An 18,604-nucleotide genomic window follows, 5' to 3' on the forward strand; every position below is an offset into this window, starting at 1 on the left:
TTATTCCTCCATCACGCCTTTGCGTCCCATCAAACCGCGCGGGCGTGTGAGCAGCACAATAATGGCAACAAGGTAGATGATGATTTGGTTGATGCCCGGGATCGTCGTTGTGGCCCAGGTCGTAGAGGCGAAGCTTTCGAGAATGCCCAGCAGAAAGCCAGCCAGCACCGCGCCGGGAAGAGACCCCATGCCACCAACAACAACCACAACGAAGCTGAGGACCAGAAAATCCATCCCCATGTGATAGTTTGGTGGGTTGAGCGGCCCGTACATGACGCCCGCCAAACCGGCCACCGCGGCAGCGATACCGAACATGATCGTAAAGCGCCGGTCGATGTTGATCCCCAGCAAGCCCACAGTTTCGCGATCCGCCATGCCGGCGCGCACAACCATGCCGAAGGTGGTGAATTGCAGGAATGAGAAGACAGCACCGATAATGGCAACTGCAAAGCCAAAATAGACGAGGCGCCAGATCGGGTAGATGATCGCGTTGGGATCAAACCCGATCATGGTGCCAAGATCGATAGAGCCACTCAGCGCGTCGGGCGGCGGGGTCTGGATGGGGTTGGCACCAAAGAAATACTTTACGATTTCCTGCAACACGATCGCCAGGCCGAACGTGACAAGGATCTGGTCCGCGTGGGGGCGTTTGTAGAAATGCTTGATAAGCCCGCGTTCCATCACATAGCCAACCGCCAGCATGATCGGGATCGCAAACAGGATTGCCAATGGAACGGACCAGTCGATGATCGTCGCCCCGAACTCCGGGCCGAACCATGCCTCGACATAAGGTGTTTCCACCTTCAGCGGGTTGCCAAGAAAGTCGGTTTGGCTCTCGTCGATGGTTACAAAGCTCAGGTTCATGAGCTTTTGCAAAGTGACGGCACAGAACGCACCGATCATGAACAGGGCCCCATGGGCAAAGTTCACAACGCCGAGCGTCCCAAAAATAAGCGTCAGCCCCAGCGCAATCAGCGCATAAGCCGACCCTTTGTCCAGACCGTTCAGAATTTGCAATAGGATGGCGTCCATTGGCCCACCTCAGGGTTGGTCAGTGTGAATTGAGTGGCACAACAGGATCAACCCTGCTGTAGATGTCTGGCCACCGTTTTGGCGGCCAGACTTTGATACGCGGTCTTATGCGCCCGGGTTGCACTCACCCAATGCGCCACCGGCGAACATCGGATGCTCCGGATCGTACTCGACCTGCGCGCGTGGCGTGATCTCGACGATCTCCAGCGTGTCATAGGCGTTGGTCGGGTTCATGTTGCCACGCACGACCAGCACGTCCTTGAAGCACTGGTGATCCGCGCCGCGATACCAGGTCGGGCCGTTGCCCAGGCCGTCGAACTCGAAGTCTTCCAGCGCTTCAACAACACCGCATGGGTTGAACGTACCGGCACGCTCGCAAGCATCAGCATATAGCAGAACCTGTGCATAGCAGGTTTGCGCCGAGTTGGACGGCGGCTTGCCGTATTTCTCGCCGAAGGACTTCACGAAGGCCTTGGTGCCTTCATCCTGCAACTGCCAGTTCCAGTTCATCGAACCCAGCACGCCCTTGATGTTCTCGCCAGCACCGGCGGCCATCAGTTCCGAATACAGCGGCACGACGATCTTGAAGTCCTTGCCGTTGGCGACTTTGTCGAGCAGGCCGAACTGAATCGCGTTGGTCAGCGAGTTCACCATGTTGCCGCCATAGTGGTTCAGAACCAGAACGTCCGCGCCCGAGTTCAGAACCGGAGTGATGTAGGACGAGAAGTCTGTTGACGCGAGTGGCGTTTTGACGGTGTTGACCGTTTCCCATCCCAGGGCTTCGGTCGAGGCGACGATGGACTCTTCCTGAGTCCAGCCCCAGTTGTAGTCCGCCGTCAGGTGATAGGCGCGGCGGTCATTGCCCATCTCGGCAGCCAGCACCGGCGCAAGCGCAGCGCCCGACATGTAGGCGTTGAAGAAATGGCGGAATCCATTGGCCTTCTTGTCCTTGCCGGTCGTGTCGTTGGCATGGGTCAGACCCGCCATAAAGATCACACCCGCTTCCTGACATAGGCCCTGAACCGCAACGGCCACGCCCGAGGACGACCCGCCGTTGATCATGATCGCACCGTCTTTTTCGATCATCGACTTTGCGGACGCACGTGCGGCGTCTGACTTGGTCTGGGTGTCACCTGTGACGAACTCGACCTTCTTGCCGAGGATGCCATTGCCCTTCAGCGCCTTGGACGTGAAGGTGTTCAGGCAACCGCCGTCACCCTCTCCGTTCAGGTGTTCCACCGCCAGCTGTTGCGCCAGCAGCTCGTCATTGCCCTCTTCCGCATACGGACCGGTCTGGGGAACATTGAAGCCCAGGGTCACGGACCCTCCGGTTGGTTCGTTGGTGTAAGCGGCCGCCGACGAAGCCGTGAAGATCGTAGGCAGGGCCAGACCGGTACCTGCAACGGCACCAGACTTCAACACGCCGCGGCGTGTGACAGATTTGTTGGTCATTAATTCCTCCCATTTCCCTTTCTCTCGTCGTCTGGCTCCTCTTCCAGCAGACGAAAGCGCACTTATGTGCATTTCAATAATGGAAAGGCGGTGGAAAATTTCACAACAAATTACTGGATTTGAAACAAAATTTTGTAAACGTCTTGACGAAAATCAAGATCGGTTGAAAAGCTTTTTCGTTTGCTTACATTTAAACATATATTTTTCATATATTTAAATGTAAATATCGGTGACACATTTTGTCAGGCATGACACCAATATTCGTTGTCTGCGGCACCAAAAGCCGATTTGCAATACAAAGCCAGCATTTTCAGCACGCTGAATGGAAACAAGCTCTTCGCTCATCTGACGGTCCAGTTTGATTGTTGGCGCATGATCGTCCACGGGTTTGCCGGTATGATCGTGCCCGGTACGGGTGGGCGGCATCCCAGTGCGCCGAGCGGTCTTTCGTGCTCCGGTGTTCCGTCCGTTCCTCGATCAGGATCCGTTTGCCTAAGCCACCACCCTAATTTCGGATGCTGACGTCCGCTGTGACTTGTCAAGCCGGTGCGGGGCGCGACAGACCATTGGTCAGGGAACCAAAACCGCTGCCCCTTGCAATCGTCCGGCGCCCAGATCCGCGAGGGCTGTGTTGCCGTCCTTCAGTGAATATCTTTGGGTCCGTGTCTGGATGCCTGCGGCTTGAGCCATTGCAAAAAACTCCTCACCATCCTGACGCGTCAGGTTTGCGACAGACAGGATTTGACGTTCCCCCCAAAGATCGCTGTAGGGAAAGGAAGGAATATCGCTCATGTGAATTCCGCCGCAAACCACGCGGCCGCCCTTGCGGACAGATTGCAGCGCTTTGGGCACAAGGGCTCCGACAGGTGCGAATATGATTGCAGCATCCAGTTCCGCCGGTGGTCGTTCGTCGGACCCACCAGACCATACCGCGCCAAGGTCACGCGCAAAATCCTGCGCCTCGATATCGCCGGGCCGGGTCAGCGCATATACATTCCGGTCCTGCCAGACGGCCAGTTGTGCAAGGATATGCGCGGCAGCTCCGAAGCCATAAAAGCCGATATTCTTGGCATCCTGGGCCATTCGCAGACAGCGAAACCCGATAAGCCCGGCACATAACAACGGCGCCATTGCAACCGGATCGGCAATCTCTGGCAGGGCAAAGACATACCGTGCATCCGCAAGGCAAGCTTCGGCAAATCCTCCGTTTCGCGTGTATCCCGTGAACACCGGCGCGTCACACAGGTTTTCCTGTGCTCGATGGCAATACGGACATTTACCACAAGTGGACCCAAGCCAAGGCACGCCCACGCGCTGACCGGTTTCTAGCCCTGTTACGGCATCCCCCTTTCGAACGATCCGCCCAACGATTTCGTGGCCCGGAACCAGTGGAAGTTCAGGATGTTCGAGGTCACCATCGACGATGTGAAGATCCGTGCGGCAGACACCACAAGCCTCGATCTGGATCTCGATATCATGAGCGCCCGGCGCCGGAAGTTCGATGTCTTCCAGTTTCAGCGCGCGGCCGGCCTCGTTCAAAACCATTGCGCGGGTCATGGTCCAACTCTCCAGATACATCCGCCCGAAATCATCTGTTTATTGCCTCTTTTCGTTGCAAATTTCGGGCTCGGCCTTCGACAAAACCGTAAGTGTGGCACTAGGTTCCGACGACCTGAACGATAGCACACCTGCGCCGCAGCAAGGCTTGATCCATCGCAAAGTCCCAGATCCAACCCAGCGACCAAAATCTCAACTGCACCTGAAGGGATTGCGCAGGATGTCCAAGAGTGATTGACCGGGCACTGACGGGTCTGACCCTCGCCACCGGTTTCAGGTCTGATGAATGTAGCTGCCCGGCGCTTTGAGCAGGTTTTCAGCCCCCCTTCGCCGCCCGCCCATCGGCGGCGGCGCAGTTTCGCCCGATGAACGGTCTTTGATCCAATCCACCATCGCAGGCCACCAGGAACCTTGCTTTTCTTCGGCCGACTCAAACCACTCATCCGGCGAGGTATACAGCGCGTCCGCCGGCCTGTGGCCCAACCGATAGTGGCGGTGCTTGTGCCCCGGCTCGCTGAGGATACCGCCATTGTGACCACCGTTGGTCAGCACGAAGGTGAGGTCTCCGTCGGTAAACAGCCGAATTTTATACACTGATCGCCACGGGGCAATGTGGTCGGATTCCGTTCCGACCACAAACATGGGTACGCGTATGTCCTTGAGCGCAACAACCCGACCTTCGACAGAAAAGCGCCCAGCGCTCAGCCGGTTTTCCAAGAACAGACCCCGCAAATATTCGGAATGCATTCGCGCCGGCATCCGGGTCGTGTCATTGTTCCAGACGGTCAGATCCGTAGGCAGGTCGTCTTCACCCAGAAAATAGCGGCGCACAGCCCGGGCATAGATCAGATCTTCGGCGCGGATTGTCGTGAATGTTCGCGTCATCTGAGGGCGGTCAAGATAGCCCTGCAACCACATCAGATCTTCGACAAAAGCGACCTGGCTGTCATCGATAAACAGCAAAAGCTCACCGGCTTCGGCAAAATCAACCTGCGCCGCCATCAGCGTAACGCTTGCAAGCCGGTCATCGCCATCGCGTTGCATCACCGCAGCTGCAATCGCCAGAAGTGTGCCGCCGAGGCAATACCCATTGGCGTGAATCTTTTGACCCGGAACGATTTTCTCGATGGCCTCGATCGCGGCCATGACACCGTTCAGGCGATAATCCTCGAGGCTGAGATCCGCCTGATCAGCGGTGGGATTGACCCAGGAGATCATGAAAACGGTAAAGCCCTGCTCGACCAGATAACGCACCATGGAGTTTTCCGGAGAAAGGTCGAGCACATAGTATTTCATGATCCAGGCGGGCACGAAAAGGATCGGTTCCGCCTGTACGCGCTTGGTGCGTGGAGTGTATTGAATCAGCTCGAACAGCGCGTTGCGATAAACGACCCTGCCGGGGGTCGCGGCAATGTCTTTACCGATTTCATACCCCTGAGGGGCAGGTTCGTGCTGTTGCGTTATGGTATGGGCAACATCCTCAAGAAAGTGTGCGGCGCCCTCTATCAAATTGCGACCGCCGGTCTGGAACGTGCGATTGATGATTTCCGGGTTTGACCACGGGAAGTTCGAAGGAGAGACAAGATCAAGTGCCTGGCGAATCTGAAATTGCGCGCGTTCGGCGTCACGGGGGGCGATGCCCGGCATTTCGTCCGTTGCGGCCTGCCACCAATCCTGTGCGCTCAGAAAAGCCTGCTGCCAAAGGGAAAACGGCGCCTTCTGCCAGCCGGGCGCATTGAAACGGTGATCCTGCTTACGTGGCTGAAAAGGCGGAGTGGCCTTCGCGCCGGTCGCCATCTCGCTGGCATAGACCCAGAGTTTGGCCGCATCGCGTGCCGCGCGTTCTGTCAGTTCAAGCTGGCGTCCGGGTGAACGACCCAGGTGCAGGGCCCAATCCATCCAGGTGGCCATTATCGAATGCGGGGAAACACCGGCGGTGGCACGGGCAAGGGCCGCGCGCGTTGCGCGGTCAAGTTTCTCATAGGGGTGAGGCGGGGCATTCTCGTCGGTATCTGCCGCACAAACCCCGGCCTCGGCAGACAGCTTGTCAGGTGAGAGTTCGGTCATCTAGGTTCTCCGATCCGGGCAGAGTGCTAAAATGCTGCAAGCCTTAATCCATCTGTCCACCAAGCCCCGGACCGACCAGTCAACCGCCCATTTTGATTCGACGTACTTGATTGCAGCGCCGGACCTGGCGAGGCGTCCTGAAATGGCCGCAAGCGCTTGGGAACCCGTGTTGCCAGGCACCGTTCGCTATTTTGGCAACATAAAGAACTCTTCCAGCACAATCTTGCCATCCTCAACGGAATAAATGGCAATCTCGCTAAGGTTCATTCGTTGTCCGGTGTCTTTCTGCACGACCTCGGCATTGAAACGCACGCCAAAGCGATTGGGCGGATGAACAAAAGGACCATCTGCCGTAAGCGTTTGGATTTCATGCGTTTTCAGCCAATCTTCCCGCTTTGCTTTGATGGCGTCGCGACCCTTTGTAATCCGAAATTGCCGCACCGGAGGCACAACCGCCTCTATGGACTGAGCGTTTTCCGCGTACATCTCGTCAACACTTGCCAAGCCGTTGCGATCACGCATCGCCTGAACAAATGTCCGCCCAATTTCGACCAGTCTTTCCATGCAAGACCTCCTGATACATTGGTGACTGTATCCCGGCGGGCCGCATCCAACCTTGACAAAGATCAAAATGAGACGGTTCTGCAAAGATTGGCCCCTGCCCTGATACTTCCGGGTGCTGAAGAGCGGAATTGGTACGGGAAACCTATTTCTGCACGCCCCTTGTTTCAGACGGCAGCTCTCGGAAAAACAGCCTGTAGTCGCGCGCGAACTGGCCCATATGCCAAAATCCGAGCCGGTTTGCAGCATCGGTTATTCTTCCGCTGAAAGACCCTGAAAGAAGGTCCTCGCGAACACGGTTCAACCTGAGACGCATATAATACGACTTGGGGCTTTGTCCGAACTGTTCCTTGAACGCGCGATCCAGAGTTCGCCAAGACGCCCCGCTTTCTTTACAAATCTCTTCAATTGAAATCGGGTCTTCCAGATTGGCAACCATAAGATCGGTTGCGCGATCTAGGGCACGCCGCCTGGTGCCCGCCTGACTTCTGTCAAAATGCGCTTCGTCGTCGGTCAGGATAACCAAGACTTCAAGCATCAGGGCTTGCTCAGCCGCCTCAGACCACTGCGCATCAACACTGTTAAGAAGCCCGGCTACGCGACCCTCCAGGTTCGCCATGCTGGCCAAACCTGCTTTGGACCTCAGTCTGTGGGCGTCCGGGTTGTCGCGCGCCAAGTGAAATCCGCAGGACTCTGCAAAATTCTCCAATCTGTGCGTCTGGAAGGAAATGACATTTCCCGTGAAACCGGCCGTCGAAATACCGTCAAACCCATCACTGTCACCGAAGGACAGGAATGCGTTATCGGTTACGTCCTTTGCCTGCCATTTGTCGACCGCACCATTTGACGGAATCCCGAACGTCATCCAGCCCTTGGGCGAAACACCACGTTGATGAACGCGTTGGTTCATCGCGATGCTGAGAGCGGAGACCGATCGCCCTGAGCGCACCCTTATGGACGTCGACAACCGACCGGGATCGAGCTGTCGGAAGTCTATCTCCCACGGCGTAATTTCCCCGATTTTGTTGGGGTGTTCGAAATTCAGCACGGCTGTGGGCGTAACCCCGTCTGATACGGAAGGGACACCCTTTTGCGAATTTGGCGAATTCTTGATGTGGTCCATTCCCAGAGCCTGACACTTTACCGGTAATGTAGCGAATTCGAACCGCGGGGAGTCAAGTGTCGGCAAAAACTCCAAACCTCGCCACCATGGGCCGACCACGGCTTCCTGAGGCCGATGCCCGATCAGAGCGCGTGGTGACGTTTCTAACGCCACCAGAACACCAGCGGTTATCTGAGCTGGCGCATCAGTCAAACCAATCTCTTTCAGCAAAATGTCGCGACCTGATTGTTCAGGCGATGAACTTCAGGAGCACCAAAGGGGGAACGAAGAATGACTAATGTTGTCCAAAGGACTGGCATCGCAGCCTGTTTGCTAGCAGCGCTGAGCACCACACAATCGGCCGCACAACAAGACGCGATTGTGCATGACGGTGAATTTGCGTTCCTGCGCGCCCAATTTGGCGAGCAATGGGATGCGCAGGACGTCGAGATTGATGCGAGGCTGGCTGAACTTCGGGAAGCCAACGGCGGCAAACCCCCGAATTTCCTGTACATCCTCATCGATGACATCAGCTTTGGCCAGATGGGCGAACGCAAACTCAACTATGTGATGGGCATTGAAACCCCGAATATCAATGACTTTGCCAGCGAAGGCATGTCGTTGATGCGGATGTACACCGAGCCCTCATGTACACCCACTCGTACGGCCATGCTGACCGGGCGCCACCCGATCCGGGCCGGCGTGGAAGAGGTGAAAGTGGCTTTGGTGGGGGAAGGGCTTCCTGCCAGCGAAGTGACTCTGCCGGAAATCCTGAAACAGGCGGGCTACAACACCTCGCACGTCGGCAAATGGCATCAAGGCGATATCGAAGAGGCCTACCCACACAATCAGGGCTTTGACTGGGCGGCCTTCCCGCTGCATCAGCAGGTGCAGCTGAGCCTGATGACCCGCGAGGCGATGCAGGCGAACAACATGTTGGGGTACCACGCGTCGGGACAGAACAATGCCCTTCTGCTGGATGAGCGTTTCAAGCCCTATGGTTTGGTGACAGGTGTCGAAGCCGAGGCCGGAGGGCAAGCCCGCGAAGTCGAAATGGCCGCAGGTGAAGAATGGACCCAAGCCAAATACGAAGAGATGAACGAGCGCTACCAGACGCAGGCAATTGAACAGCTCGAGCGTGTCGCAGCCTTGGATGAGCCGTTTTTTCTGCAATACTGGCCGCTTTATCCGCTGAACTTTGTCTATCCCGATCAGGCGCTGTCACGTAACGGCGGCTTCCACGCGGACAAGTTGCAGCTTCTGGACGGTTGGATCGGCGAAGTTCTCGACGCGCTGGAGAAGACCGGCGAGGCGGACAATACCATCGTCATGATCATGGCCGACAACGGGTTGATGTACCATTACGAAGGAACATCCGGGCTGAACCAACTGATCTATCGCGGCGGCAAGACCCAACATCTCGAAGGGGGTGTGCGCACTGATGCATTCATTCGCTGGCCCGGTGTGATCGAGGCTGACAGCGCCGCCGGTGACATTTTTCATGTGTCGGATATCTACACGACGATGGCGCGTATCGCTGGCGCCACCGACTATATCCCGCGTGATCGGGTGATCGATGGGATCGATCAGACGGCCCTGCTGCTGGAAGGCGAAGGCAATGGGCGACGCGACTACGTGTATGTGTACGAGGGCCCGGTTCTTCGCTCGGTCGTGAAACAGGAGTTCAAGATGCACCTGCCTGCGCCGGGCGCGCCCGGAGCCGCCGCGCCAACGTACAACATCTATCGCGACCCGCGCGAACTGCATCCGCTGGTCGGGTACTCCCTCTGGGCCGGCGCATCGTTCCAGGACATGATCAAGCGACATCAGAAGATGATCGCCAAGTATCCGAACTCGGAAATCGGTAAAGACGTCCCCTATGGCGGCATCGAGAACCTGCGCCCCGAAAGCGAAAAAGCGCGGCAGGTCTTCATGAGCTGGCAAGAGTGAAGCCTGGATGGCACGCGGAACCTGCCCGCGCGCCAACGACAACCTATGCAGTCAAGACAACACTGGGCCACTCCCCAATGCTTGGACAAGATTCCGCGAGGCACAAGCCAATGGAATGCCGAGGAAGGTAATGTTCTAAGGCAATCTTTGAACGCATCGGCGCCAGTGTTTGCCCCGATATTGTTCAACCCGGTAGCAACTGGCTTTTTAGGCATTGACCGGATGTGGTTTTTTGCGGATCGTTTGACCGATGTGCCAACCGCATTCCAACCCAACTAATCACCGTGCACAAAAAACCTCTGCTTTGATTACTGACTACCTTAGCCGCCGCGGCTTTTTGAAAGCCTCCATGAGCGTGGCCGCATCGCCTGCTATGCTGGGCGCTGCCTGGAACAACGTCACAACCAAGGTTGAGGCCCGACAGTCCGAACCGGGGCTTGAATGACCTTTGATCGGGTACTCCTCACGGTTCTGCTGCCGTCGAGGAGACGGGATCGAAATCAAGGTCAGCGCTTTCAACAAAGATATTGATCCGAACGCGGCCCGTATCACGTCGCCCAGCATCGGTGCCACGGTGGCCGAGCAATACATCGTATCACGCTAGGACACGGTTTCGAAAACTGGTTGGGCGCAGCTGATCGAAGGCACAGATGACGAGTATACGGTCAAGGAATACCGCTACAGCTCGTCCCACATCGTTGTTGCCCCGAAAGGCCAGGGCGAGGCCTTCTGCGCGGGCACCATCTATTGGTTCCTATGTCTCAAGTGGAAGGACCGAACCACTCAGCAAATCACGCATAACGTTCTCAGGCGTAATACAGCCTGAACCTAAGCAATTGCAGATAGGCTGGCTTGGCTGATCCTTCCCTACCGGAAAGATCCCGCCGACGCTGTCTTGGCAAAGCTACAGCCTGTACGACATTCCATTCAACACTCTGACCTGCGCAGAGACACTGCCATTGTTTCGAAACCTGCTTTTCCCGCGATACAGGTCTCTGACAGTTTTGCCGCAAAGCAATCGCACAGGGTATTTGCCACAAAGAGCTGCCCTGCCGCATGCCGGAGGGTGGTTCAACGGCGGTCACTAGAAGACCAACACCTGATTGCAACACCTGTTCCACGCAACTTGCAGTTTGAAAATCTGATCATCCTCTCTGCAATCGGACCGTGATTTCGGACAGCCGGGACCAGGATTGGAACGTGATCGGCAAAGCAAGCGCGGCTTCAGCAAATTCCCATGAGTAGCTGACAATCGAAAAGATCATTCCAGGTGTCGCATCCAGGTTTTGCGTCGCGAACCACAGGTTGAACAGGATCAGACCAATCAGCAGAACGAAGATCACACCGTAAAGGTAGGCTTCGGTATCCGAGAGCTTGACTTCGAAACGACGCAGTTTCGTCAGGTGGACAAGCACCGGGCGGACGCGGCGCTGTTCCAGAATGCTGACCTGATGTTCCATCTGCTCATTCAGGGCACGGTTCCATTGCCAGAACGTCGAATGAAACAGGGCGTAGATGCATATCATTCCCACAAGCACCCCGCAGGCTGACAGAGCCAGCACCGGCGAGAAGTACAACAGCAATATTGCTGAGACGACGAACTGCATGATCCCTGAAATTGCCGAAGGCAGTATCTCTTCCAGAAAGTCGGCCAGTTCGCGCCCCATTCCGATCCGGGCGTTCAACGAAGAAATCGGCAGGTTTGAAAAACGCGCAGCAAGCGCCTTGCCCAGCTCGACGCGGATCGTTCCGTAGACGCGCGTATCGTATATCCGCCGGATCACGCCGATCAGCGTGAGGGCGACCATAAGAGCGCCCAGATGCACAAAGGGCTGAAACTGTCCGCGCAGCAATCCATCGATGGCAAAGCCGATGAACAGCGGGATCAACACGGTTAATGCAGTTTCCGACAGTATCAGAAACCAGGTGATCCCGACACGCCACCGAAACACGCTCAGCAACGTGCCTATAGTCAGTTTTCTATTCCTCAGCATGCGGCATCACGGATCATAGTGGACACGAACGCGGACATCGCCCGGCCAGACCGAGGCGGCCCTGAAATCAGGCAAGTCCTGAGGGTTCGGGGCGCCGGTTGAACCCAGCCCCTCCAAAAGTTTCGTCTCGGTCATGTTCAGGTCTTCGTCCTTGTTTTCGTCGTGAAACAGCAGCACAGCATAAGGGCCGGCCGTCAGGTCAGGAAACTCATGGCTGACACTGCCTTTGCGGGACGGAACCTGGGCGTAGTCAATCGCGCTCTGGACATCCAAACCGTCAAAGGCGCGCGCGTCGTCGAAAACAAGGATCACAATGTTTCCCTTGGCGTTGCGGATACCCTCCACAATCACGTTCAGACCATCAGAGGCGGCAGGCGTTGCAAGCGCCATCAGGGCGAATGCGGGGGCCAGAATGCTACGTGTCATAACTGTGTCCTTTCTCTGGAAGGGTGCGGCGGGACTGGCTTGAAGACGACAAGGACATCTTCGGCAATGGCGATCAGCACGGGCACCAGCAGCAGCATGAGGGCGGTGCCGAACAGTTCGCCAAAAGCCAGAGAGATGGCGGCAGGGATCAGATACTGCGCCTGTTCCGAGGTTTCCGTCAGCAAGGGCAGCAGGCCGATCACCGTCGTTGCGGTGGTCAGAAAGATCGCCTTGAAACGTCCGATGCCAGCGCTTGTCAGCGCCAGGTTCACGGGCTGGCCTTCCTCGCGCGCCTGATTGTATCGGGTGATCATGACCAGACTGTCGTTCACGATCACGCCGGTCAGCGCCAGCATGCCGAAGAACGAAAACAGCGACAGCGACACATCCATGATCAGGTGCCCGACCGCAGCCGCGATAAAACCGAAGGGCACGATGGCCAGAATGACGAAAGGTTGCCAATAGCTTTTCAACGGCACGGCCATCAACACATAGATCAAAACGGCGGCCAGCAGCAGCGCACGTTTCAAGCCACCGCTGATATCGGCCATCTCTTCTAGTTCACCGGCGGGCAGAACTTTGACGCTCGGGTACTTTTCGCGGAGTTTCGGGACCAACTGTTCGAACACCGCCTGACCAACCTCTTCGGGGGCAACACGGTCGCGGTCGATGGACGCGGCCACGATGTTCATGCGCTTGCCGTCGCGGCGATCGACGGTGTCAGAGGCGTAGGTGCCTTCGATTTCGGCAACCGTCTCAAGCGGCACCCAGGCACCGGATGCGCTGCGCAACTGGGTCTGCATCAGATCGGCGAGCGTATCGCGGTTTTCCCGCGCGTTCTGCACGACCACGCGGATTTCGGACCCGTCGCGCCGAACCTTGGTCACCTCGGCCCCGCCGAACCCATAACCAATCTGTCTGGCCAAAGCCTCGGCATTGAAGCCAAGGTGCCGCGCGTCCGGACGCAGGCGGAGTTTCAGTTCGGGCTGGCCGCCCGCCAGCCCATCCCGAACATTCGCCACGCCCTCAATGTTCGACAGGAAGTCTTTCATCTCGGCGCTGGCCTGTTGCAGCAGGTCTTCGTCTTTGGACGCCAACCGGGTGCGGAATCCTCCGGCGAGTGTTTCCGAGCCGGTGAACTCCAACTCGGTTGCACCTTCGACCGCACCAACCCGGTCGCGCCATTCGCGAACCACGGAAAGGATCGGAACATCCGGTCGTTCGGCCACCGGGATCATTTCAGCGTATATTTGCGCGTTTCCTGCGCCGTTGATGATGCTGAACACCGTCTGAACGGGCGGCGTGGCCATGCCCGCGCCCTCGGCAAGCTCGGCGTTCAGATCGCTCAACACAGTTTCAATCCGGTCCACGTTCGCGCGGGTCAGCGCAAAGGGCGCGCGGGCGTCCATTTCCAGGTTCATCGTGATGATCTGACCGGGCACTTCGGGAAAGAACACCGTTCTGACCTTGCCCTTGTACATCAAGCCAAGCCCCAGCGTCGCGGCGGCGACGAACAGGATCAGCACTGCATAGCGCTGCCGCACCGCGGCGACAAGCAAGGGCTGATAGATGCGATCCCGTACCCAGTCCAGGCCGCCCTGCGCAGTATCCTGTACGCGGCCCCAGAGGCGGGACAGCAGGTACCTGCGCTCTTGCCCCATCGAAACCTGCGCCAGATGGGCGGGCAGGATGAACTTGCTTTCGATGAGCGAAAAGACCAGCGTCAGGATCACGATCCCCGCGAACCCGGCCAGTACCTTGCCCAACGGGTTGTCGATCAACAACATCGGGAAGAACGCCGCGATTGTCGTCAGCACGCCGAAGACTGTTGCGACTGCCACGCGGTGCACGCCGCGTTCAGTGTCCTGAATCGGATCCTTGCCCTTTCGACGTTCCTCGAAAACGCTTTCTCCGACCACAACGGCATCATCGACCAGAATGCCCAGGGCGATGATCAGACCGAAGGTAGTGACATCATTGAGCGAATAGTCCACCCATTTTGAACCCGAAACGGCTATGGCCCCCATGACCGAAACCGGAATGCCCATGGCGACCCAGAAGGCCAGGCGCACGTTCAGAAACACCGACAGCATCAAGGTCACAAGGATCAGCCCCTGCACCCCGTTGGACCGCAACAGCGCCAGCCGGTCCGAGATATAGCCGGCGCTGTCGCCCCAGACATCGACCTGAACCTGCGACGGCAACTGGCGGCTGAACTCATCCACCGTGCGGCGCACAACGTCACTGATCGTCAGCAGGTTCTCTTTCTGCCCGACCAGAACCTCCATCCCGACGGTTGGTTTGCCGTTCAGCCGAAACAGGTACTCGCCGTCCTGAAACCCGTCTTCGATCTTGGCGATATCACCCAAGGGCACAAAAGACCCGTCGTCACGTTCAATGATCGGCAGGGCCGCGTATTCAGGAGCGTATTTTGCGCGATCATCGGCCCGCAGATAGATCGTGCCACCCTCGGTCCGCAAACGGCCTGCCTGAAATGTCACCGAGTTTTCCTCGATGGCGCGGGTCACATCCGCCACGGTCAGGCCATAGTGGCGCAGCAGCGCAGGGTCGATTTCGATGCGCAGTTCCCGCGGGATCAGACCCCAGATTTGCAGCCGCGACAATTCCGGTTGCGCCAGCAGCTCTTCTTTCAGGCGCTGCGCCAGGCTCTGCAATGTGGCCGGGTCTGTTTCGCCGTAAAGGTTCAGATAGAGCGCCGGAAAATCGAAACCCGACGCTTCGATCACAGGGCGGCGCGCGGTATCGGGCAGATCGGTCAACCCATCGATGCGAATGCGGACACGATCCAGAACGGCTTGCAGTTTCTGGCCACCCGCGCGGCGGACGGTCACGACACTCAGATCGTTTTGGGATCGCGAAGTCACACTGCGCACGCCCTCCAACCCTTCCAGCGCCTGCTCAACTTTGCGGGTCACCAATTCATCGACCTGTTCGGCAGTGGCGTCCGGGAACTCGATCGAAATCGTAACGCTTTCCGCAGGTATGCGAGGGAAGCCCTCGATCCGAATATTCAGCAGCGTCTGCACCCCAAGAAAGAGGATCAGCGCCATCATCAGATTGGCGGCGACAGGGTTGCGGATAAACCAGGATGTCAGGGCGTGCATGGCTCAACTCCCATCCGACAGCGGCGTGACGCGCTGACCCGGCAGAAACGAGGCCAAAGGTGTCTTGGCCACGCGCCATGGGCCGTTCCCGTCGGGGGCCTTTATTGTGAAAGCACCTTCGCTGCGGAACAGGATGTTCGGGCTGAACCTCTGAAGGTGGTCGTTTTCATCCACAAGCCAAATGTACCCCGCACGCGTCAGGGCGCTTTCCGGCATGGTCACGGTGTCAGCAATTCGCCGTCCTGGAATGTGCACCTTCAGAAAGTCTCCGGCGAGTATGCCGTCACCGGGGTTTGCGACATCCAAAAAGACGCGCACCTGTCGTGTGTCCTGATCCAGAAACCCGCCTCCACGCCGGACCCGAGCCTGCCCAAGGCTTTCGCCCGAACGGTGCGTCAGGTCAGCAGCAACGCCAGAGATCGGATGATCGAACAGCGCCCAATCCGCTTGGCTGAACCCGGCAACCAGTTCGAATTGCCGGTTGTCCGACAGGTGTATCAGGGGATCGCCCGGGTTGACCGCCTGGCCAAGGCTGGCAAAGCGACGGGTGACAAAGCCTGAAAACGGGGCAACAACTTCTGCGTCCTTCAGGTCATTTCTCGCCGCATTCAGGCGGGCCTGCGCCGCTGCAACGGTTTTTTCGGCGACGCGCAATTGCGGCAGGTTCACGGCCAGTTCGTTTGGCGGTTCCACCCCGTCTCGTTCGAACTGCCGTTTCGCGACGGTTACGTTGTTCTGCGCGCGCAACAGTGCAAGCTCTGCTCGCTCAAGCTCCATCTCAGCGGCTGCAACGGCGCTTTGATAAGGGGCATTTTCGATTGAAAACAAAGGGGCGCCCCGTTCCACCTGTGTCCCGGCCAAAGCACCGGCATGGACTGCGGTGATGCGCCCGGACACAGCAGATCGCAGCTCGGCATCCCAACGAGGCCGAACTTCGGCAAATGCAGAAACTCGCGCCTGCACGGTTTCCGGAACAACAGTTACGACAGAGACGGTCGGTGGCGGAGGTGAGATGTTTGTTGCCTGAACATCAACCGTATCTTCCGTGTCAAACAACAGGATGACGATCGCCACAAACAGCATCAGCGACAATCCAATCCAGAGCCAACGCTTGGCTGGTCTTCGCTGAGCTTTTGAGGTTTTGTCTGTCATTGTCCTGTTTTTCCTGAGCCGCCTGAACCATTGCGCCTTGTGGTGCACGATTGGATGTCATATACTATGAACGATCGTTCGTTCAATATGAAAAAGCAAAAATGTCTGAAGACACCAAAAAACCAGGGTCAGCCCGGGAAAAGGCTACAGCCAAGCGCCGCAACCAGATTTTGGAAGCCGCCGTCATGTGTTTTCTCGAGCGCGGCTATCATCAGACCGGCGTCCGCGATATCGCAGCGCGGGCGGGCGTCAGCCTTGGAAACCTCTACAACCATTTTCGCGGCAAGCATGATGTGCTTGTGGAAATCGCAATGCTCGAACGCCGCGAACTGGAGCCGTTTCTGAAAGTCCTGAATTCAAATGCACCCGCACCCAAAGTGTTGAAAAAGTTCATCCGGGCCTACGCCAACTATCTGGCTGCGCCGGAAAACGTCATCCTAACCTTGGAGATTTCGAGCGAAGCCGTTCGTCAACAGGATATCGCGCGACTGTTCGTCGAAAACCGAGCCAGACTGACGGAGGCGCTTGAAGAAGTAGTGAGACGCGGCGTGGAGGCAGGAGATCTGCGCGCTGTTCCGGATCCTCTACAGGCGTCGCAATTGGTGATAGAGGTTCTGGAAGGAAGCGCGTATCGCAGCGTTCTGTCGGAAACGCCCATGAGCAAAATCGCTGGAAGCATGGAGGATTTCATTCTGAGCTCTCTGCTGGCGCGTCGATGAAGCCTGTGTCACTTGTCTATTCGAGGCTGATGAAAGCCTGCGAACGGGAAGACGCACTGTGGCAATCGTGCGGATAGCTGAGTTCAGCTTTCCGCCCATCCTTCAGGAAAACGAAGCCTCCCCAAGTTACCTTTAACCCAATTTGGGAAATCGGCGAGATGCGCATATTTTTTCATCCAAGCCAATGGTTGCTGTCTAAAATTTAATCACATGTTGTGAAATTAAGCAGATTCCGACGCTGCAAGTTAGTGTTCCGATACTTCAACAGAGAAACAGGTAGCAGCAAAACGAAGCGCTGTAGGTGCCCTATTACACAAGTTGCAACCATATTACCCGCGCACAGCGCAGTACCACCGCGCGCAGCAGGCACCGTCAGCTTAAGCACCAAGCAATTGGGCAACAGGACCGTACTGAACAAGTTTCGCCAATCTGGGTCTTTCAAATGCCTATTCCCCAGAACCACGACACCTGAACTTGATGCGGTTCTGCTAAACTCGGCTGGCGGAGTGACAGGAGGAGATTGCTTTCGGTTTTCTTGCAAGGCAGCAAAAGGCACGGCGCTGACCTTGACTACGCAAGCTTGCGAGCGCGCTTACAAGGCCCAGCCCAAAGAATGGGGCCAGGTTACAAATCAATTGACGGTAGAGGCTGGAGCCCGGCTGAACTGGTTGCCGCAAGAGACCATTCTGTACAATGGCAGTGCGTTGGACCGGCGCCTCAGGATCGACCTGTCACCGGATGCCCAAATGCTGATGGTGGAACCGCTTGTTTTTGGACGCGTCGCCATGGGTGAAACGTTGACTGAAATCCGCTTGCGCGATCAGATCGAGATTTGGCGCGAAGGAACGCCGTTGTTTCTCGATGCGATTAGGTTCGCTGGAGATTGGCACACTCACTTGGCTAAGCGGCATATTGCAAACGGCGCAGGGGCGATGGCCCTGATCGTCTTAATGTCGAGTTCCGCCGAAGGTCATCTGGAACCTGTCAGGGAATTGCTACCGGACGCCGCCGGGGCAACTCTGATCCGGAAAGACCTACTGGTCATTCGCATTCTGGCCGGCGACAGCTTTGCACTGCGCCGCACATTGATGCCGGTTCTGCGCCGGCTGAACAACGACACATTGCCCCGATGCTGGATGCTCTGACATGAACCTAACCCCTCGTGAAAAAGACAAACTACTGGTGGCCATGGCCGCCGAGGTCGCTCGCAAACGGCTGGCGCGTGGCGTCAAGCTGAATCACCCCGAGGCCATTGCGTTGATTACCGATGCCGTGGTCGAAGGCGCGCGCGATGGCCGTTCGGTCGCCGACATGATGCAAGCTGGGGCTGAAGTGATCTCTCGGGAACACTGCATGGAAGGCGTGCCCGAGATGATCCACGAGGTGCAGGTCGAAGCCACTTTCCCGGATGGCACAAAACTTGTGACTGTCCACAACCCCATTCGCTAATTTCCAAAGGAGTCACCC

At 57.2% G+C, this 18,604-nt stretch carries 17 protein-coding genes; 7 read left to right on the forward strand and 10 right to left on the reverse strand.

The window, feature by feature from the left end; genetic code table 11:
* The 6 genes from GOW09_RS12955 to GOW09_RS12980 form a co-directional block, all read right to left on the reverse strand.
* A complete protein-coding gene (locus GOW09_RS12955) occupies positions 1-1,032 on the reverse strand; it encodes a branched-chain amino acid ABC transporter permease (protein ID WP_171118891.1) in 1,032 nt (343 codons plus the stop codon).
* A gap of 105 nt (positions 1,033-1,137) precedes the next feature.
* Positions 1,138-2,484, reverse strand: coding sequence for a substrate-binding protein (locus tag GOW09_RS12960; RefSeq protein WP_152459077.1), 1,347 nt, complete (start codon positions 2,482-2,484; stop codon positions 1,138-1,140).
* A gap of 570 nt (positions 2,485-3,054) precedes the next feature.
* Positions 3,055-4,041: a zinc-dependent alcohol dehydrogenase family protein gene (locus tag GOW09_RS12965; RefSeq protein ID WP_171118893.1), complete on the reverse strand. Its 987-nt coding sequence runs from the start codon at positions 4,039-4,041 to the stop codon at positions 3,055-3,057.
* Between the two features lie 273 nt (positions 4,042-4,314).
* Positions 4,315-6,108 carry an alpha/beta hydrolase gene (locus GOW09_RS12970; RefSeq protein WP_171118895.1) on the reverse strand — a complete coding sequence of 598 codons (1,794 nt, stop codon included), beginning with the start codon at positions 6,106-6,108 and terminating at the stop codon, positions 4,315-4,317.
* A gap of 186 nt (positions 6,109-6,294) precedes the next feature.
* On the reverse strand, positions 6,295-6,672 hold the full coding sequence (locus tag GOW09_RS12975; RefSeq protein ID WP_171118898.1) for a nuclear transport factor 2 family protein: 378 nt from the start codon (positions 6,670-6,672) through the stop codon (positions 6,295-6,297).
* Positions 6,673-6,814: 142 nt separating this feature from the next.
* A complete protein-coding gene (locus tag GOW09_RS12980; protein WP_171118900.1) occupies positions 6,815-7,345 on the reverse strand; it encodes a helix-turn-helix domain-containing protein in 531 nt (176 codons plus the stop codon).
* A gap of 52 nt (positions 7,346-7,397) precedes the next feature.
* Here GOW09_RS12980 and GOW09_RS22345 point away from each other — a divergent pair, with 52 nt between their 5' ends.
* From GOW09_RS22345 to GOW09_RS22350, 4 genes are all read left to right on the forward strand, one after another.
* Entirely contained in the window at positions 7,398-7,562 is a 165-nt protein-coding gene (locus tag GOW09_RS22345) for a hypothetical protein (RefSeq protein WP_217360276.1), read from the forward strand.
* A gap of 500 nt (positions 7,563-8,062) precedes the next feature.
* The gene (locus GOW09_RS12985) at positions 8,063-9,721 is read left to right on the forward strand and encodes a sulfatase-like hydrolase/transferase (RefSeq protein WP_171118902.1); all 1,659 of its coding nucleotides are present in this window, start codon (positions 8,063-8,065) and stop codon (positions 9,719-9,721) included.
* Positions 9,722-9,971: 250 nt separating this feature from the next.
* The gene (locus GOW09_RS22625) at positions 9,972-10,166 is read left to right on the forward strand and encodes a twin-arginine translocation signal domain-containing protein (protein ID WP_253284203.1); all 195 of its coding nucleotides are present in this window, start codon (positions 9,972-9,974) and stop codon (positions 10,164-10,166) included.
* Between the two features lie 3 nt (positions 10,167-10,169).
* The gene (locus tag GOW09_RS22350; protein ID WP_217360277.1) at positions 10,170-10,325 is read left to right on the forward strand and encodes a hypothetical protein; all 156 of its coding nucleotides are present in this window, start codon (positions 10,170-10,172) and stop codon (positions 10,323-10,325) included.
* 541 nt (positions 10,326-10,866) lie between these two features.
* Here the strand turns inward: GOW09_RS22350 and GOW09_RS12995 are convergent.
* The 4 genes from GOW09_RS12995 to GOW09_RS13010 are packed head-to-tail and all read right to left on the reverse strand — an operon-like array spanning position 10,867 to position 16,418.
* Positions 10,867-11,715 carry an ABC transporter six-transmembrane domain-containing protein gene (locus tag GOW09_RS12995; RefSeq protein WP_171118906.1) on the reverse strand — a complete coding sequence of 283 codons (849 nt, stop codon included), beginning with the start codon at positions 11,713-11,715 and terminating at the stop codon, positions 10,867-10,869.
* A gap of 6 nt (positions 11,716-11,721) precedes the next feature.
* On the reverse strand, positions 11,722-12,141 hold the full coding sequence (locus tag GOW09_RS13000) for a DUF2141 domain-containing protein (protein ID WP_171118908.1): 420 nt from the start codon (positions 12,139-12,141) through the stop codon (positions 11,722-11,724).
* Positions 12,138-15,266 carry an efflux RND transporter permease subunit gene (locus tag GOW09_RS13005; protein ID WP_171118910.1) on the reverse strand — a complete coding sequence of 1,043 codons (3,129 nt, stop codon included), beginning with the start codon at positions 15,264-15,266 and terminating at the stop codon, positions 12,138-12,140. Before GOW09_RS13005 ends, GOW09_RS13000 begins: the two co-directional genes overlap by 4 nt.
* Before the next feature lie 3 nt (positions 15,267-15,269).
* The gene (locus GOW09_RS13010) at positions 15,270-16,418 is read right to left on the reverse strand and encodes an efflux RND transporter periplasmic adaptor subunit (protein WP_171118912.1); all 1,149 of its coding nucleotides are present in this window, start codon (positions 16,416-16,418) and stop codon (positions 15,270-15,272) included.
* A 101-nt stretch (positions 16,419-16,519) separates the two neighbouring features.
* On the opposite strand from GOW09_RS13010, the gene GOW09_RS13015 reads away from it, so the two are divergent.
* The 3 genes from GOW09_RS13015 to GOW09_RS13025 all read left to right on the forward strand — a co-directional run bounded on the left by GOW09_RS13015 (position 16,520) and on the right by GOW09_RS13025 (position 18,586).
* Positions 16,520-17,137, forward strand: coding sequence for a TetR/AcrR family transcriptional regulator (locus tag GOW09_RS13015; RefSeq protein WP_171118914.1), 618 nt, complete (start codon positions 16,520-16,522; stop codon positions 17,135-17,137).
* A 248-nt stretch (positions 17,138-17,385) separates the two neighbouring features.
* Positions 17,386-18,282, forward strand: a complete 897-nt coding sequence (locus GOW09_RS13020) for an urease accessory protein UreD (protein WP_371808049.1) — start codon at positions 17,386-17,388, stop codon at positions 18,280-18,282.
* Between the two features lies 1 nt (position 18,283).
* Positions 18,284-18,586, forward strand: a complete 303-nt coding sequence (locus tag GOW09_RS13025) for an urease subunit gamma (protein ID WP_152459090.1) — start codon at positions 18,284-18,286, stop codon at positions 18,584-18,586.
* The last annotated feature ends 18 nt before the right edge of the window (positions 18,587-18,604 follow it).

Origin of the sequence: Ruegeria sp. HKCCA5463, assembly GCF_013034175.1 — a bacterium.
Lineage (GTDB): Bacteria > Pseudomonadota > Alphaproteobacteria > Rhodobacterales > Rhodobacteraceae > Ruegeria.

What these genes read in the sequence shown, in the direction of transcription:
- GOW09_RS12970 (WP_171118895.1), bottom strand. Translation starts at nt 6,108, where the DNA reads ATGACCGAACTCTCACCTGACAAGCTGTCTGCCGAGGCCGGGGTTTGT.
- GOW09_RS12985 (WP_171118902.1), top strand. Translation starts at nt 8,063, where the DNA reads ATGACTAATGTTGTCCAAAGGACTGGCATCGCAGCCTGTTTGCTAGCA.
- GOW09_RS13000 (WP_171118908.1), bottom strand. Translation starts at nt 12,141, where the DNA reads ATGACACGTAGCATTCTGGCCCCCGCATTCGCCCTGATGGCGCTTGCA.
- GOW09_RS13025 (WP_152459090.1), top strand. Translation starts at nt 18,284, where the DNA reads ATGAACCTAACCCCTCGTGAAAAAGACAAACTACTGGTGGCCATGGCC.
- GOW09_RS12995 (WP_171118906.1), bottom strand. Translation starts at nt 11,715, where the DNA reads ATGCTGAGGAATAGAAAACTGACTATAGGCACGTTGCTGAGCGTGTTT.
- GOW09_RS12965 (WP_171118893.1), bottom strand. Translation starts at nt 4,041, where the DNA reads ATGACCCGCGCAATGGTTTTGAACGAGGCCGGCCGCGCGCTGAAACTG.
- GOW09_RS12955 (WP_171118891.1), bottom strand. Translation starts at nt 1,032, where the DNA reads ATGGACGCCATCCTATTGCAAATTCTGAACGGTCTGGACAAAGGGTCG.
- GOW09_RS13005 (WP_171118910.1), bottom strand. Translation starts at nt 15,266, where the DNA reads ATGCACGCCCTGACATCCTGGTTTATCCGCAACCCTGTCGCCGCCAAT.
- GOW09_RS13015 (WP_171118914.1), top strand. Translation starts at nt 16,520, where the DNA reads ATGTCTGAAGACACCAAAAAACCAGGGTCAGCCCGGGAAAAGGCTACA.
- GOW09_RS13010 (WP_171118912.1), bottom strand. Translation starts at nt 16,418, where the DNA reads ATGACAGACAAAACCTCAAAAGCTCAGCGAAGACCAGCCAAGCGTTGG.
- GOW09_RS22625 (WP_253284203.1), top strand. Translation starts at nt 9,972, where the DNA reads ATGTGCCAACCGCATTCCAACCCAACTAATCACCGTGCACAAAAAACC.
- GOW09_RS22345 (WP_217360276.1), top strand. Translation starts at nt 7,398, where the DNA reads ATGACATTTCCCGTGAAACCGGCCGTCGAAATACCGTCAAACCCATCA.
- GOW09_RS12960 (WP_152459077.1), bottom strand. Translation starts at nt 2,484, where the DNA reads ATGACCAACAAATCTGTCACACGCCGCGGCGTGTTGAAGTCTGGTGCC.
- GOW09_RS12975 (WP_171118898.1), bottom strand. Translation starts at nt 6,672, where the DNA reads ATGGAAAGACTGGTCGAAATTGGGCGGACATTTGTTCAGGCGATGCGT.